At 75.0% G+C, this 15,763-nt stretch carries 11 protein-coding genes and 1 pseudogene; 4 read left to right on the plus strand and 8 right to left on the minus strand.

Features of this window, described 5'->3' with window-relative positions; genetic code table 11:
* The 3 genes and pseudogenes from narY to narI all read left to right on the plus strand — a co-directional run.
* A pseudogene (narY, locus tag ABWU78_RS20120) lies at positions 1-433 on the plus strand (nitrate reductase subunit beta); the annotation flags it as partial.
* Complete coding sequence (gene narJ / locus ABWU78_RS20125) at positions 430-1,137, plus strand: nitrate reductase molybdenum cofactor assembly chaperone (RefSeq protein WP_439159317.1); 708 nt, start codon at positions 430-432, stop codon at positions 1,135-1,137. The pseudogene narY and the gene narJ, both read left to right, overlap by 4 nt.
* The gene (gene narI / locus ABWU78_RS20130; protein ID WP_439159318.1) at positions 1,134-1,868 is read left to right on the plus strand and encodes a respiratory nitrate reductase subunit gamma; all 735 of its coding nucleotides are present in this window, start codon (positions 1,134-1,136) and stop codon (positions 1,866-1,868) included. Before narJ ends, narI begins: the two co-directional genes overlap by 4 nt.
* Before the next feature lie 104 nt (positions 1,869-1,972).
* On the opposite strand, the gene ABWU78_RS20135 is transcribed toward narI, so the two are convergent.
* The 8 genes from ABWU78_RS20135 to ABWU78_RS20170 form a co-directional block, all read right to left on the minus strand.
* The gene (locus ABWU78_RS20135) at positions 1,973-2,317 is read right to left on the minus strand and encodes a DUF2249 domain-containing protein (protein ID WP_439159319.1); all 345 of its coding nucleotides are present in this window, start codon (positions 2,315-2,317) and stop codon (positions 1,973-1,975) included.
* A 92-nt stretch (positions 2,318-2,409) separates the two neighbouring features.
* Entirely contained in the window at positions 2,410-5,322 is a 2,913-nt protein-coding gene (locus ABWU78_RS20140; RefSeq protein ID WP_439159320.1) for a multicopper oxidase domain-containing protein, read from the minus strand.
* Positions 5,323-5,324: 2 nt separating this feature from the next.
* The gene (locus ABWU78_RS20145; protein WP_439159321.1) at positions 5,325-6,593 is read right to left on the minus strand and encodes a hypothetical protein; all 1,269 of its coding nucleotides are present in this window, start codon (positions 6,591-6,593) and stop codon (positions 5,325-5,327) included.
* A 145-nt stretch (positions 6,594-6,738) separates the two neighbouring features.
* Positions 6,739-7,806: a TIGR03842 family LLM class F420-dependent oxidoreductase gene (locus tag ABWU78_RS20150; RefSeq protein ID WP_253051111.1), complete on the minus strand. Its 1,068-nt coding sequence runs from the start codon at positions 7,804-7,806 to the stop codon at positions 6,739-6,741.
* 24 nt (positions 7,807-7,830) lie between these two features.
* On the minus strand, positions 7,831-9,267 hold the full coding sequence (gene hydA, locus ABWU78_RS20155) for a dihydropyrimidinase (protein ID WP_253051110.1): 1,437 nt from the start codon (positions 9,265-9,267) through the stop codon (positions 7,831-7,833).
* A gap of 28 nt (positions 9,268-9,295) precedes the next feature.
* On the minus strand, positions 9,296-10,132 hold the full coding sequence (locus tag ABWU78_RS20160) for a nitrilase-related carbon-nitrogen hydrolase (protein WP_253051109.1): 837 nt from the start codon (positions 10,130-10,132) through the stop codon (positions 9,296-9,298).
* Between the two features lie 61 nt (positions 10,133-10,193).
* Positions 10,194-11,576, minus strand: a complete 1,383-nt coding sequence (locus ABWU78_RS20165) for an aspartate aminotransferase family protein (RefSeq protein WP_253051108.1) — start codon at positions 11,574-11,576, stop codon at positions 10,194-10,196.
* A gap of 7 nt (positions 11,577-11,583) precedes the next feature.
* Positions 11,584-13,071, minus strand: a complete 1,488-nt coding sequence (locus tag ABWU78_RS20170; RefSeq protein WP_439159323.1) for a CoA-acylating methylmalonate-semialdehyde dehydrogenase — start codon at positions 13,069-13,071, stop codon at positions 11,584-11,586.
* 201 nt (positions 13,072-13,272) lie between these two features.
* Here ABWU78_RS20170 and ABWU78_RS20175 point away from each other — a divergent pair, with 201 nt between their 5' ends.
* A complete protein-coding gene (locus tag ABWU78_RS20175; RefSeq protein WP_439159322.1) occupies positions 13,273-15,387 on the plus strand; it encodes an endonuclease/exonuclease/phosphatase family protein in 2,115 nt (704 codons plus the stop codon).
* Positions 15,388-15,763 lie beyond the last annotated feature (376 nt).

The following is a 15,763-nucleotide window of genomic DNA, read 5'->3' on the forward strand; positions in this document are numbered from 1 at the left end:
GAAGGTCCTGCGCCGCCTAGCAGCCATGCGCTCCTACATGCGCGACCTCAACCTCGGCCACGAACCCGACGAACACACCGCCACCGCCGTCGGCATGACCGGACAACAAATCCAGGAGATGTACCGCCTCCTCGCGATCGCGAAGTACGAAGACCGGTACGTCATCCCCACCGCCCACACCGAGATCGCCCGCGAGCTGAGCGACATGGCGTGCTCGCTCGACTACGACGGCGGCCCGGGCATGGGGGGCGCGGGACCGACGACGGGCGAGTCGTTCCACGCGGTCGGCGAGAAGGAACGGGCCACCAGCCCGTACACCCCCTCCACCACGGGTCGGGTCAACCTGCTCACCTGGGACGGCGACGGGAACACGGGCGGGCTCTTTCCACCGCCGCGACCGGCGGGACCAGAGGCGCCAGGAGGTGCGGCATGAGGCGCGCGACCCGGTCCCGGCCGGCGTCCTCGACGAGCGCGGCGTCGCCCGGTCCCCTGCCGGACGACCAGCGCCGCGCCGCGCACACGGTGATCTCGCTCCTGCTCGACTACCCCACCGCGGAGGCCGCCGCGCACCGCACGGACGTCGAGGACGTCGTCGCCGGGCTGCCGTCCGACGTGCGGCGGCCCCTGCGCGCGTTCCTCGACGCCACGGCGTCCCTGTCCCTCGGGGAGCGGCAGGCCGCCTACGTCGCGACGTTCGACCTCAAGCGCCGGTGCTCCCTGTACCTGTCGTACTACGCGGCCGGGGACACCCGGAAGCGCGGCGCCGCGCTCGTCACGTTCGTGGAGGCGTTCCGCGCGACGGGCTGGGAGACGGACGGCTCGGAGCTGCCCGACCACCTGCCCACGGTGCTCGAGCTCTCCGCGCGCACGGACGGCGCGATCGCCGGCATGGTGCTCGACGCGCACCGCGACGGCATCGAGGTCCTGCGCGCCGCGCTCGAGACGCTGCGCAGCCCGTACGCCCACGTGGTCGCGGCGCTCGTCGCGACGCTGCCCGCGATGCAGTCGGAGACGGCGGCACGCTTCCGCGACCTGGTCGCCGCGGGACCGCCCACCGAGCTCGTCGGCCTGAGCGACCTGTCCCACCTCACACCGTTCGCCACGATCCCGAGCCTGACCGAGGAGACCCGACGATGAGCCCGCTCGACGTCCTGCTGTGGGTCGCCGTCCCGTACGCGGTGGCGGCGGTGTTCGTCGTCGGGCACGTGTGGCGGTACCGCTACGACCAGTTCGGCTGGACCACGCGCTCGTCGCAGCTCTACGAGAACCGCTGGCTGCGCCTCGGCTCGCCGCTGTTCCACGTCGGCATCCTCATGGTGATCGGCGGGCACGTCGTCGGGATCCTCGTGCCGCGCCCGTGGCTGGAGGCCGTCGGCGTGGGCGAGCACGCCTACCACCTCGTCGCGACGTTCGCCGGGACGTTCGCGGCCGTCCTCACGGTCGTCGGGCTCGTGATCCTCGTCCTGCGCCGGAGGCTCTCCGGCGCGGTCTTCCGCGTGACCACGCGCACGGACAAGCTCATGTACGTCGTGCTCGGCGCCGCGATCGGGTTCGGCACGCTCGCGACGGTCCAGCACCAGATATTCGGCGGCGGGTACGACTACCGCGGCTCGATCTCGCCGTGGTTCCGCTCGCTGCTCACGTTCCAGCCCGACCCGTCGCTCATGGCCGACGTCCCGCTCGCGTTCCAGCTCCACGTCCTGTGCGGCCTGGCGCTGTTCGCCCTGTGGCCGTTCACGCGCCTCGTGCACGTGTTCTCCGCGCCGCTCGGCTACCTCACGCGGCCGTACGTCGTCTACCGGCGCCGCGCGGTCGCGACGACGTCGCGCGCACCGCGCCGCGGCTGGGAGCCCCCGACGACCCCGTAGCGAGGACCGTCCTCGCTCGATCCGGTGCGCGCACGACGACGCCCGGCGGCCATCCCCGCGCCGCCGGGCGTCGTGTCGTGCCGGGACCGTGTCGGCCCGGCCGCTCAGGCCTGTGCGGGCACAGGGCGGCGCGTGAGGCGGATCCTCACCTCGGTCGCCTCGCGCGACAGGTACTCGCGGTCGAACGCGCCGGGCTCGCGTCCCTCGAGCTGCGCGAGCAGCGGGAGCGGGTCGTGCGGCGCGACGAGGACGAGCCCGTCCCCGGGCGCGAGCGCCTCGAGCGCCCCGAAGACGACGCCGTGACGCACGGCGTGCGGGATCGTGCGGACGTCGAGGACGATCTCGGCGTCGTCGTGCGCGCACCCGCAGGCGTGCCCCTCCTCGACCCCGTCGTCGCGCACGGCCGCGTGCTGCGGAGGCTCGGTGATCTCGATCGGTTCTGCTGCCATGGTGGTCCTCCTGGTCGTGGCGCGAGCGCCGGGTGGGGTGCTGGGTCTGCGGTGCTGCCGGCACGGACGACGACGCCGGCGGGGCGGGCCGGTCAGGGCGTCACGGCGAACGCCCCGGACGCGCCGCGCTCGGCGTCGGACATGGCGTGCGTGACGAACGAGTAGGTCCCGGCCTCGGGGAACGTGAGCTCGACGAACCCGCCCTGCGCGGGCAGCAGGCCGAGCACCTGGCTGCCGCCGGACGTGCCCGGCGGGAGCGCGTAGGCGCCCTCGTGGTAGACGGTGTCGAACTGGCCGCCGACGACGTGGAACGCGCTCGGGCGGTTCGGACCGGCGTCGAGCACCCAGACGCGCACGCGCTCGCCCACCCGGGCACCGAGCGGGTCATAGCGGTACTGGTTCGCGTACCCGTTGAACGTGAGGAGGTCGGGCTCGGCGGCGGCGACCTTCGCGTCGTCGGCCGACGCGCCCTGCGCGCCGAGGTAGAGCTCGGACTGCACGACGACGTACTCACGGTCCACGGGGGCGAGGTCCGGCGGGTCGACGATCACCGCGCCGAACATGCCGTTCGCGATGTGCAGCGACATGGGCATGGTCGAGCAGTGGTACATCCAGATCCCCGCCCGGGTCGCCGTGAAGCGGTAGGTGAGCGACTCCCCCGGCGCGATGGTCCGCATCGGCTCGTCGGGCGCGAGCGCGCCCGCGTGGAAGTCGATCGAGTGCCCGATCGTCCCGTCGTTGACGAGGGTGATCTCGAAGACGTCGCCGACCTTCCCCCGCAGCACGGGCCCGGGCGCGGTCCCGCCGAACGTCCACACGGTCTGCTCGACGCCGGGCGCCACCTCCTGCGCCGCCTCCGTCACGGTGAGGGTCCGCCGGTGCACGACGGGCCCGCCGGACGGGTCCGTCTCGGCCGGCGCAAGGGTCGCGTCGCGCGCGACGAACCCGTCCCCGGGCCCGCCCAGGAGGTCGGCGTCCGCCACGCCGAGCGAGTCCGTTCCCGGGGACGTCCCGTGCCCCGCGTGCGCCCCCTCGGCCGCGGGCGACTCCTCCGGGCCCGGTGGGTCGGCGAGCGCCGCGCCCCCTGTGACCTCCACCGTGAGCGTCATGCCCATGAGCCGGTGGCCGGCCACGGAGCACCACCCGTCGAGGTCGCGGCTCACGACGCCCGCGTCGAGGGTCGCGGTCGCGCCCGGCGCCACGCGACCCGTCGTCGCGCCGTCGGCGAGGACCAGATCGTGCACGTCGTCGTCGGTGTTCGTCAGCTCGATGACGAGCCGGTCGCCCGCGGGCACGCTGATCGTGTCCGGGACGAAGCGCATGTCGACGGCGTCGACCTGCACGGTCGTCGTGCGGCCGGTCGCCGCGACCGGGACACCGGCCCCTCCGGTCCCGGCGACGGCACCGCCGCCCACGACCCCCGACCCCACGCCGGCCGCGACCGGGTCGGCCGCGACGCCGCCCACGACCGCGAGCGCGAGCGTCGCGACGGCGGCCGTCACCGCGCCCGCGAGCGGCCTGCGCGCCTGCGCGTCCCGGCGGGCGGCGACGGCACGGGCGGCCTCGCCGCGGCGCGTGCCCGACGCCGGAGCGTCCGCCGCGGGGCTCGCCGCACCCCGTCCGGGCGGCTGGGCCGGGGACGGGGCCGCCGTCGGCCGGGACGCTTCCGGGCGCTGGACCGTCTCGCCCGCCGGGTCCGGGCGGCCCCGCGGGACCGTCTCTCCCGCGGGGACCGGGCCGCCCCGCGAGACGACCACGGCGCGCAGCGCGAGCACGAGGAACGCGAGGAAGGTCGCGAAGACGACGAGCGACAGACCGACGCGCACCCACGACGGCAGCGGCAGGAGGTACAGCGCGAGCCCGCCGTTCGCGACGAGCACGCGGTACGCGCCTCCGGCGCCGACGACGGCCTCGGTGCGCCGCCGTCGTGCGGGGCCGCCGCCGAGCACGACGGGGACGAGGTACGTGAGCGCGCCGAGGAGCACCTGCGCGGCGAACCCGACGACGAACGGGAGCAGCAGCCCGCCGATCGCGTCCTGCGCGTCGGCCCACGACGGCGCCGTCGCGACCCGGGCCCCGAACGCGGCCACGCTCCCGGCGAACCACACGACCGACGCGGCGAGGCTCCACGCGGCGAACCCCCACGCGCCGCGCCGCGCGGCCCGGCCCTGGGCCGCGAGGTGCCGCCCGACGGTCACCGTGCCACCCAGCACCACGGTCGCCCCGGCGGCGACGAGGGGTCGCCAACCGACCGCGCACGCCGCGACGACGAGCAGGATCCCCGCGGTGAGCACCGGGAGCGCGCGGCGGGCCGCGACATCGGCGTCGGGCTCGATGCGGGTGCGCAGCACGGTCGGCCACAGGAGCACGAGCGTGCCGAGCACGGTGAGCCCCACCCACCCGAGGACGTTGAGCGTCACGTGCGCCACGTAGAGGCGGCCGTACGCCTCCGTCCCCGCGCCGCCACGGGCCAGGAGGACGCCGAGCGTCACGCCGACCGGGAGGCACGCCGCGGCGACCACGTAGTAGCGGACGAGCCGGCCGAAGCGCGACGGCAGCGCGCCGCGGCCCTGGAGCACGAGCACCGTCGCGTGCGTCACCGCGCCCGTGCCCACGAGCACCCCGCCCGCCACGACGAGGGACCACACGTCAGTGAGCAGCCCCGCGACGACGAGCAGCGCGCCGACCGTGTGCGCGGCGAGCCGCGCGACGTGCAGCGGGCGCCCGCCCGGCGCCTGGCGGCGCAGCATCGTGTCGGCGAAGTGCTGGCTCCACACGAGGATCGCCGTGCTCACCGCACCGAGCATGAGCACGTGGACCATGAGCCACAGCGCGTCGGGCACGAACCGGTGCACCACGACGAGCACCGCCTCGGCGACGAACCAGCCGAGGACGAGCGCGTGGAGCCACAGGTTCCGGCCCGTTCCTCCGACCTTCTGCGTGCCGGGCAGCGGTCCGGCGGGTCCGGCGGTCAGGAGCGAAGGTCGCTCGGGCGACGCGGGCACGGTCACCTTCCGGGGACGATCGGGAGCGCAGCGGACGGGGCCGAGGGAGAGCACTGGTCGCGCGAGGTAGAGCCCCGGTCAGCCGAGGTAGAGCCCTGGTCACGCAAGGTAGAGGCCCGGTCGGCCGAGGTAGAGCTCTGGTCACGCGAGGTAGAGCTCTGGTCGCGGAGCAGTGCCGACCACATCGCGACGCCGACGAACGCGAGGACGGCGACGACGTTCCCGACGCCGCCGACGCGGACGGCCGCGACCGCGCCCGGTCCGTCGCCCGCGAGGTCACCGGCGACCCGGACGGCGAGCGAGGCGTGCAGCAGGACGAGCGGCGCCCACATCGCGGCGCGGTACGGGAGCGGACGGCGCAGCACGGCCGGGAGGATGAGGGGCGCGTGCGCCACGATCATCGACAGCCCGAACCCGAGGAACACCGCGTGCACGACGGCGTCGTACGTCGGCCCGGACCGCAGCGTCACCGCGGGGCCGAGGCCCGAGGGCCCGGCACCGGCCGCGAGGAACACCCAGGCCGCGCCCGCGAGCACGAGCCACGCGTAGCCCGCGAGCATCGCCGCCGCGGCGAAGCGCGGCAGCCCGCGACCACGGACGGTGCGACGTGCGACGTCGTGCCGCAGCAGCGTGACGGCCGACGCCGCGAGCGCCGCCCCGGCGACGGCATACCCGGGTGCGGGCGCGAGCAGGGCGAGGCACGCGGCGCCGAGAAAGACCAGCGCCCCGGCGAGGACCGTGCGCTCGGCGCGGGCGTCGATCTCGAGCCGCGCGAGCTCGACGCGCTCGCCGAGCACGGTCCAGGCGACGAACCCGACGAGCCACGGCAGCAGGTCCGGCACGGCGAGCCCCGCGCCCCAGAGCGCGGCGCCGCCCACGGCGAGCACGGCGCCGGCGGCCTGGACCGCCGTCGCGACGGCGGGCTGCCGTCGCCACACGACGGCGTAGATCGCGACGAGCCCCAGCGTCCCCGCGACGAGGAGCCCCTGGCCGACCGCGCGGGGCAGGGGCGCGAGGAGCGCGAGCGCTCCGAGGCCGAGCGCGGCGGGCGCGAGGTAGGCGACCGGTCGCCGCACGGCGACGGCGCGCTCGAGCGCGACGAGCGTGCCGACGAACCCGAGGACCATGAGCAGGCCGTGCGCGTCCTGGACCCGCGCGGCGGGGACGGGCGACGGGAGCCCGAGCAGGGCGAGCCCGGTCGCGAGCCCCGTGAGCAGCGCCACACCGGCGGGCAGCACGAGGAGCGCGCGGAACGGCGTCCTGCTCGTCACGTCCCGAGGGTTTTGCACGGTCCCGACCGTAGGAATACGGCGGTGGGCCCGGACAGGGCCGAAGGTCCCGTCGCGCTCGGGCAGTCACGTGGGTCCGGTCACGCGGGCCGTCGGGCGGGACGTCGCGCGGGGCGTCCCCGCACGTTCACTCGCGCGCGCGGACGAGGTCGCGCACGGTGGGGCCGACCGTCTCGCCGTACGCGCGCAGGGTCTCGTCCTTGGCGTCGTGCTGGAGGTAGAGGGCGAACTGGTCGACCCCGAGCGCGGCGAGCTCCCGCAGCCGCTCGACGTGCCGTTCCGCCGGACCGACGAGGCAGAACCGGTCGACGATCTCGTCCGTCACGAACGCGGTGTGCGTGTTGCCCGCGCGCCCGTGCTCGTTGTAGTCGTAGCCCTCGCGCCCGGCCACGAAGTCGGTGAGCGCGTGCGGGATCGTCACGCCGGCGCCCTCCTCGGACCCGCCCGGTCCGTAGCGCGCGACGATCTCCGCGACGTGGTTGCCGACCATCCCGCCGAACCACCGGCACTGGTCGTAGGCGTGCGCGAGCGCCCGCCGCCCTTCCCCGTTCGACGGCGCCGTGCTGGTCACGTAGGCGGGCGCGGCCACGCAGACGCGCACCGCGTCCGGGTCGCGCCCCGCGCGCTCGGCCGCGGCCCGCACGGCGGCGACCGACCACGCGACGACGTCGGGGTCCGCGAGCTGGAGGATGAACCCGTCGCCCACCTCCCCGGCGAGGGCGAGCGCCTTGGGCCCGTACGCCGCGACCCACACGGGAAGCCGGGAGCCCGGGTTCCACGGCAGGCGCAGCGTCGAGCCGCGGTACTGGACCGCCTCCCCGGACGCGAGGCCGCGGATCACGCCGATGGCCTCGCGGAGCTCGGCGAGCGTGACGGGCCGCCCGTTGATGACGCGCACGGCGGAGTCCCCCCGGCCGATCCCGCAGATCGTCCGGTTGCCGAACATCTCGTTGAGGGTCGCGAAGAGCGAGGCGGTGACGGTGACGTCGCGCGTGGCGGGGTTGGTGACCATGGGGCCGACCGTCACCCGGTGCGTGGCCGCGAGGATCTGGGAGTAGACGACGAACGGCTCCTCCCACAGCAGGTGCGAGTCGAACGTCCACACGTGCGAGAAGCCGTACGTCTCCGCCTGCCGCGCGAGGTCGACGACCCGCCACGCGGGCGGGTCGTTCTGCAGCACCACCCCGAGGTCCATGCCCGCCTCCGATCCGGACCGCGCTCAGCGCAGGTACGCCGACAGCCCGCGGCGCAGGAACCGCCCGTGCCCGGGGCTGCCGTGGTACGTGCCGTCCTCGACGACGACGCGCCCGCGGGACATGACGAGGTCGACGTGCCCGTCGACCTCGAACCCCTCCCACGCCGAGTGGTCCATGCTCATGTGGTGCGTCTTCCCGTACCCGATCGAGGTGCGCCCGGCGGGGTCGTAGACGACGACGTCGGCGTCCGCGCCCGGGGCGAGCACGCCCTTGCGGCCGTCGAGCCCGAACATGCGGGCCGGCGTCGTGCAGCACAGCTCGACCCACCGCTCGCGCGAGATCCGCCCGTCGACGACGCCCTGGTAGAGCAGGTCGAGGCGGTGCTCGACGCCCCCGATCCCGTTGGGGATCTTCGAGAAGTCGCCGAGGCCGAGCTCCTTCTGCTCCTTCATGCAGAACGGGCAGTGGTCGGTGCTCACGACGGACAGGTCCCCCGTGCGCAGGTACCGCCACAGCTCGTCCTGGTGGCCCTCGGCGCGCGAGCGCAGCGGCGTCGAGCACACCCACTTGGCGCCCTCGAAGTCGCCCCACTCGTCGCTGCGCGCGCCGAGCTGCTCCTCGAGCGAGAGGTAGAGGTACTGCGGGCACGTCTCGCCGAACACGTTCCAGCCCTCGTCGCGCGCGCGGGCGAGCGTCGCCACGGCCTGCTTGGCCGACATGTGCACGACGTACAGCGGCGCCCCGGTCAGGCGCGCGAGCATGATCGCGCGGTGCGTCGCCTCCTCCTCCGTCTCCCACGGGCGGCTCGTGCCGTGGAAGTACGGAGCGGTGTCGCCGCGGTCGAGCGCCTCGCGCACGAGCACGTCGATCGCGATGCCGTTCTCGGCGTGCATCATGATCACCGACCCGTTGTCGCGCGCCTTCTGCATCGCGCGCAGGATCTGCCCGTCGTCGCTGTAGAACACGCCCGGGTAGGCCATGAAGAGCTTGAAGCTCGTGATGCCCTCGCCCACGAGCTCGTCCATGGCCTTGAGCGAGTCGTCGTCGACGCCGCCGAGGATCTGGTGGAACCCGTAGTCGATCGCGCACTTCCCGTCCGCCTTGGCGTGCCACGCGGCGAGCCCGTCCTGGACGCGCTCGCCGGTGCGCTGGACGGCGAAGTCGACGATCGTCGTCGTCCCGCCCCACGCTGCGGCGCGCGTCCCGGTCTCGAACGTGTCCGACGCGTTCGTCCCGCCGAACGGCAGCTCCATGTGCGTGTGGCAGTCGACGGCGCCCGGGATGACGTACTTGCCGGTCGCGTCGATCACGCGCTCGGCCGTCGCGGCCAGGTCGGCGCCCAGGCTCTGGTCCCCGGGGCGCAGCAGCGCGGCGACCTGCTCGCCGTCGACCAGCACGTCGGCGAGCGTCGAGCCCGTGGGCCCGACGACGGTCCCGCCCCGGATCAGCGTGTGCGGCATCGCGTGCTCCCCTCTCGGAATCCTCGGGTCACGGCCGGGTGAGGTCGTCGTAGGCGTCGGGACGGCGGTCGCGGTAGAACTGCCACCGGTCGCGCACGACGCGCAGGAGGTCCAGGTCGAGGTCGCGCACCACGAGCTCCTCCTCGTGGTCGTCCGCGGGGTCCCCGACGAACGCGCCCTCGGGGTCGACGAAGTACGACGTGCCGTAGAAGTCGTCGTCGCCCAGGTCCTCGACGCCCACCCGGTTGATCGCGCCGACGTAGTACTCGTTCGCGACCGCCGCCGCCGGCTGCTCGAGCTTCCACAGGTAGTTCGACAGCCCGCGGCTCGTCGCGCTGGGGTTGAGCACGATCTCCGCCCCGTTCAGGCCGAGCGCGCGCCAGCCCTCGGGGAAGTGCCGGTCGTAGCAGATGTAGACGCCCACGCGCCCCACGGCGGTGTCGAACACCGGGTAGCCGAGGTTGCCGGGGCGGAAGTAGAACTTCTCCCAGAACCCGCGCACGTGCGGGATGTGCGTCTTGCGGTACTTGCCGAGGTAGCGCCCGTCCGCGTCGATCACGGCCGCCGTGTTGTAGAGCACGCCCGGCTGCTCCTCCTCGTACACGGGCAGCACGACGACGGTCCCGAGCTCGGCCGCGAGCGCCGAGAACCGCTCGACCGTGGGCCCCGGGACGGACTCGGCGTACGCGTAGTACGCGGCGTCCTGCACCTGGCAGAAGTACGGCCCGTAGAACAGCTCCTGGAAGCACACGAGCCTCGCGCCCTGGTCGGCGGCGTCGCGCAGGTGCTTCTCGTGGGCGTCGATCATCGACTCCTTGTCGCCCGTCCAGCGGACCTGGGTGAGCGCGGCTCGCACGGTCGTCATGACCCCTCCTCGGTTGTGGGCATGAGATGGGCCTGGTCTGGGGACGCGAACCGGGCCCATCTCATGCCCGCACCGCCTCGGCCTGCTCGTCGGCGACGTCGAGCGCCGCGTCGATCGCCGCGAGGCCGTGCTCGAGGTCGGCGGCGGACGTGACGAGCGGCGGCGCGACGTGCAGACGGTTGACGTGCACGAACGGCCACACGCCGCGCTCCTTGACCGCGGCGACGACGGCGGCCATCGGCGCGGCTGCGGGCCCGCTCGCGTTGAACGGGACGAGGGGCTCGCGGGTCTCCCGGTCGCGCACGAGCTCGACCGCCCAGAAGAACCCGAGCCCGCGAACCTCCCCGACGCTCGGGTGCCGGGCGGCGATCTCGCGCATCCGCGGCCCGATCACGTCGGCGCCGAGCGTGCGCACCCGCTCCAGGATCCGCTCGTCCTCGAACGTGCGGACCGACTCGACCCCGACGGCGCACGCGAGCGGGTGGCCGGAGTAGGTGAGCCCGCCGGGGAACACGCGGTCGTCGAAGGTCCGCGCGACGTGCTCGCCGATCACGACGCCGCCGAGCGGCACGTAGCCCGAGTTCACGCCCTTGGCGAAGGTCACGAGGTCCGGCACGACGCCCCACCGGTCCACCGCGAACCACTCGCCCACGCGTCCGAACCCGACCATGACCTCGTCGGTGACGAGGAGGATCCCGTGCTCGTCGCACAGCGCGCGCACGCCCGCGAGGTAGCCGTCGGGCGGGACCAGCACGCCGTTGGTCCCGACGATCGTCTCGAGCAGGATCGCCGCGATCGTCCCCGGCCCCTCGAGCTGCACGACGTCCCGCAGGTGGGCGAGCGCACGCTCCCCCTCCTGCGCGTCGTCGGCCGCCCCGAACGACGACCGGTACGTGTACGGCCCGAGGAAGTGGCGCACGTGCGGGTCGGGCGAGACCTCGTTGGGCCACCGACGCGGGTCGCCCGTGAGGGAGATCGCCGTCGTGGTGTTGCCGTGGTACGACCGGTACGCGGCGAGCACCTTGGCGCGCCCCGTGTGCAGGCGCGCGAGCCGCACGGCGTTCTCGACGGCGTCCGCGCCGCCGTTCGTGAAGAAGACCCGCCAGCGTCGCTCGTCGCCCGCCGCTCCCGGCGCGCGCTCCGCGATGAGCCGGGCGAGCTCGCCGCGCACGTCGTTGGCGAAGGTCGGCCCGACCGTCGCGAGGCGCCCGGCCTGGGCCTGGAGCGCGGCGACGAGGCGCGGGTGCTGGTGGCCCAGGTTGAGGTTGACGAGCTGCGACGCGAAGTCGAGGTAGCGGTTGCCGTCCTCGTCCCAGAACCACGCGCCCTCGCCGCCCGCGACGGGCAGCGGGTCGATCGCGCCCTGCGCGGACCAGGAGTGGAAGACGTACCGGTCGTCGGCGCGCGTGCGCGACGTGCGCCGGGCGAGCTCCTCCGTCGTCATCGGTCGCTCACCGGGTCCGGGGGAAGCCGAGGTCGACGCCCGCCGTGGACGGGTCGGGCCAGCGCGTCGTGACGACCTTGGTGCGCGTGTAGAACTGCACGCTCTGGGGCCCGTAGACGTGCAGGTCCCCGAACAGCGAGCTCTTCCAGCCACCGAACGAGTAGTAGCCGACCGGTACGGGGATGGGGACGTTGACGCCGATCATGCCCGCCCGGGCGTCGACCTCGAACGCGCGCGCCGCGCCGCCGTCGCGCGTGAAGATCGCGGCACCGTTGCCGTACGGGTTGTCGTTCACGAGCCCGACGGCCTCGTCGTAGGACTCGGCGCGCACGACCGACAGCACGGGCCCGAAGATCTCCTCGCGGTACACCGTGTGCTCGGGGCGCACGTGGTCGACGAGCGTGGGGTGCAGGAAGAACCCCTCCCCCAGGTCGGGGGTGCCGTCGGGCGCCCGGCGGCCGTCGACGACGAGCGTCGCGCCCTCCTCGGCCGCCGTGCCGACGCGCGCCGCGACCCGGTCGCGGTGCTCGGCCGTGATGAGGGGTCCCATCTGCGACGCGGGGTCGGAGCCCGGCCCGACGACGAGGCGCGCCACGCGCTCGCGGATCGCCTCGACGAGCGGGTCGGCCACCGCGCCCACGGCGACGAGCACGGAGACCGCCATGCACCGCTCGCCCGCCGACCCGTACGCCGCGGAGACCGCCGCGTCCGCCGCGACGTCCACGTCGGCGTCGGGCAGGACCACCATGTGGTTCTTCGCGCCGCCGAGGGCCTGGACCCGCTTGCCGTGCCGCGTCCCCGTCTCGTACACGTGGCGGGCGACGGGCGTCGAGCCGACGAAGCTCACGGCCTCCACGTCGGGGTGCTCCAGCAGGCGCTCCACCGCGACCCGGTCGCCCTGCACGACGTTCACGACGCCGTCGGGCAGCCCGGCCTCCTGGAGCAGCCGCGCGACGACGAGCGACGCCGACGGGTCGCGCTCGCTCGGCTTGAGCACGACCGTGTTCCCGCACGCGATCGCGTTGGGGATCATCCACAGCGGCACCATGGCCGGGAAGTTGAACGGCGTGACGCAGGCGACGACGCCGAGGGCCTGCTTCACCTCGTGCACGTCCACGCCCGACGACGCCTGCTCGGTGTACCCGCCCTTGAGGAGCTGGCCGATCCCGCACGCGAACTCGACGCACTCGAGCGCGCGGGCGACCTCGCCCGCCGCGTCGGCGAGCACCTTGCCGTGCTCGGCGCTCACCACCGCGGCGATCTCGTCGCGGTGCTCCACGAGCAGCTGGTGGAACGCGAAGAGGATCTCGACGCGGCGCGAGACGCTCGTCGCGCGCCACGCGGGGAACGCGTCCCGCGCCGCCGCGACCGCGGCGTCGACGTCGCCCGCGGACGCGAGCGCGACCTGTCCCGTCACCCTGCCCGACGCCGGGTCGTGGACCGGCCCGTATCGCTCCGCGTCGGGCCGCACGCGTCCCGCGACCCAGTGCCCGATGCGCGCCCGCCCGCCGTCCGTCGCGGTCGGGGCGCTCGTGGCGCCCTGCGCGTGCGGGGAGATCCCAGCGGTCGTCTCCACGTCCTCGCCTCCTCGCGCGCCGAGGTGGTGGCGCGCCGTCGCAGCCGATCCCTCAGTCTGGCACGGAAGGCCCGATCGTGTGGTGCGGATCACAGCGACCGCCCGGTACCGTCGTGCATCGTGAGCGCAGCGCAGCCCCCGTCCCCGCGGCCCGTGTCACGGTCTGCCGCCCGGTTCGACCGGGCGACCGTCGTGCCGCTCCTGCTCGTCGTGGCGGTCACCGCGATCGTCGTCGAGCTCGTGCGGTCGAGCGGACCGCTCCTCGACCACGCGTTCTCCGCGGGCGTCGCCACCGTGGCCCTCACGGCGCTCGCGACGTACGCGGCCCCCGGGGTCCTCGTCGTGATGATCGCGGCGCGCCTCGAGCTCACGGGCAAGGTCGTGCTCCTCGCGGTGGCGTCCCTCGTCGTGGCGCGCCTCGTGCTCCAGGGCCTCGGCGCGGCGATCGCCGCAGGCGCGGACCTCGGCCTCGTGCGCTACGGCGTCGGGCTCGCGACCGTCGCGCTCGGGATCGGCGTGCTCGTGCTCGTCGCCACGTTCGCGAGCGGGAGCCCGGCGAGCGGTGCGGACCCCGCACCGGAGGTCGACGGCGCGTCGGGCCGGACGCCGTCCCGCTCCGGCGCCCCGCTCGCGCGCGGGTCGCTCGTCGCCCTCGGCGTCGTGCTCGGCGCGCTGCTCGCCGGGGTGCTGAGCGCGGTGCTCGGCACCTGGGACGCGTACTGGCGCGCCGACGTCGCGGGGTGGGTCGTGACGGCCGTCGTCGCCGCCGGTGCCGTCGCGTGCGCGTGGGCGCTGCGAGGGCGCGCGGCCTGGCCGGGGTCGCGCGGGCTGTGGGTGCTCGGCCCGTTCGTCGCGCTCCTGGTGCAGGCGCTCGCCAACCCGGCGTTCGCCGCGTCCCAGACGGGCGTCGCGCTGCCGTTCGCCGTCACCGCGCTCGCCGTCGCCGCCGTGCTCGCCGCGTGGTTCGTCCCGTGGGCGGGCCGCGCGACCCGGCGGGGTTCACCGTGGGTGTCCCCCGCGCTGCTCGTCGTGGGCGTCGCCGTCGTGTTCCTCGCCGTGCCGCGCCTGGACGGGCCGGGGACCGTCGGGGGCTGGGCGCTCCTCGTCCTGCTCGTGCTCCTCGTCCCCGCAGCCGCCCGCACGCTCGCGCTCGCCCTGACGCGCGGGGCGCGCCCGCTCACCTGGCTGCGCCTCGCCGGTGCCGCGAGCGTCGCCGGGCTCGGGATCGCGGTGCCCCTGCTCGGGTACCAGCTCGAGTACGACGTCCCGCTCCCCTTCCCGCACACCCTCGTCCCCGTCGCCGCGGCGCTCGCACTCGCCGTGCCCGCCGTCGTCGCCGGGCTCCGCGCCCGAGGCGCCACGGCCTCCGCGGGCGACCCCGCGACGTCGGGCACGACGCCGGCCGCCGGTCGCGCAAAGATCCCGGCGCTCGCCGTCGGCGGGGCGGTCGCGGTGCTCGCGCTCGTCGGGGTCACGCAGGTCCACGTCCCGACCACGACGTCCGCCGTCGCCGACCAGCCCGTCGGCGACCTGCGCCTGCTCGACTGGAACCTGCACTACGGCGTGAGCGCCGACCCGTCCGTCCGGCTCGACGAGATGGTCGCGACCATCGAGGACTCCGGTGCGGACGTCGTCACCCTGCAGGAGGTGTCCCGCGGCTGGGTGCTCGGCGGCGGCGCCGACATGGCGACGTTCCTCGCGCGCGAGACGGGGATGCGTGTCGTCTTCGTCCCCGCCGCGGACCGGCAGTTCGGCAACGCGATCCTCTGGGACCCGCTGCGCGGCGACCTCGCCGACGTCGCGCGCCACGCCCTGCCCTACGGCGCCGGACCGCAGGAGCGCTCGGCGGTCTCCGCGACCCTCGACGCCGCGGGCGTCCCGGTGCGCGTGACGTCCGTGCACCTGCAGCACCGCGAGGAGAACACCCCGACCCGGCTCGACCAGCTGGGGACGCTCCTCGCCGACGAGCCGGTCGAGGGCGCCTACGTCCTCGCGGGCGACCTCAACGCCGAGCCCGGCTGGGAGGAGATCACCCTGGTGGAGGAGCACGGGCTCGAGAGCGGCCAGGACGCCGCCGGCGACCGCGACGCGCTCACGTCGCCCGCGGTCGCCCCGGCACACCGCATCGACTGGGTCTTCGGCTCCGAACCCATGACCTTCCGCTCCTTCGAGGTCCTCGACGTCACCGCCTCCGACCACCGCCCCCTGCTCACCGAGCTCCGCACCCGCGACTGACCAGTGCCCGCGGCCGGTGGCCCGGTCTGCGGAACCGTGGACAGATCGGTCCCGCGTGCGCGCTCCAGCGACCCGGTGCTCACGCGAGGCCGAACCGTGGTCGCACGACGTAGAACCGTGGTCACGCGAGGTAGAACCCTGGAGGCGCGAGGTAGAACCCTGGTCATGCCCGACGGCGACCGGTCACCCACCGCGCTCAGGCCGCCAGCCGCAGCAGGCCGCCCATCACGACCGGAGGCGCCCCCGTGGGACGCCACGGCACGGCGGGACCGACACCGCGGGCAGTCGCCCCAGGTGGGCGAAGACCGGGGCGAGGCGACGCAGGTCGGGGTGGGTGGTGGTGCCGCGTCGTGGTCGGGCCTGGCGGGAGCCGCGA

The sequence above is a fragment of the Cellulosimicrobium sp. CpK407 genome, from assembly GCF_051844275.1.
Taxonomy (GTDB): Bacteria; Actinomycetota; Actinomycetes; order Actinomycetales; family Cellulomonadaceae; genus Cellulosimicrobium; species Cellulosimicrobium cellulans_G.

Excerpts from the sequence above, each read along its gene's own strand:
- narJ (WP_439159317.1), top strand. The coding sequence starts at position 430 with ATGAGGCGCGCGACCCGGTCCCGGCCGGCGTCCTCGACGAGCGCGGCG.
- narI (WP_439159318.1), top strand. The coding sequence starts at position 1,134 with ATGAGCCCGCTCGACGTCCTGCTGTGGGTCGCCGTCCCGTACGCGGTG.
- ABWU78_RS20135 (WP_439159319.1), bottom strand. The coding sequence starts at position 2,317 with ATGGCAGCAGAACCGATCGAGATCACCGAGCCTCCGCAGCACGCGGCC.
- ABWU78_RS20150 (WP_253051111.1), bottom strand. The coding sequence starts at position 7,806 with ATGGACCTCGGGGTGGTGCTGCAGAACGACCCGCCCGCGTGGCGGGTC.
- hydA (WP_253051110.1), bottom strand. The coding sequence starts at position 9,267 with ATGCCGCACACGCTGATCCGGGGCGGGACCGTCGTCGGGCCCACGGGC.
- ABWU78_RS20160 (WP_253051109.1), bottom strand. The coding sequence starts at position 10,132 with ATGACGACCGTGCGAGCCGCGCTCACCCAGGTCCGCTGGACGGGCGAC.
- ABWU78_RS20165 (WP_253051108.1), bottom strand. The coding sequence starts at position 11,576 with ATGACGACGGAGGAGCTCGCCCGGCGCACGTCGCGCACGCGCGCCGAC.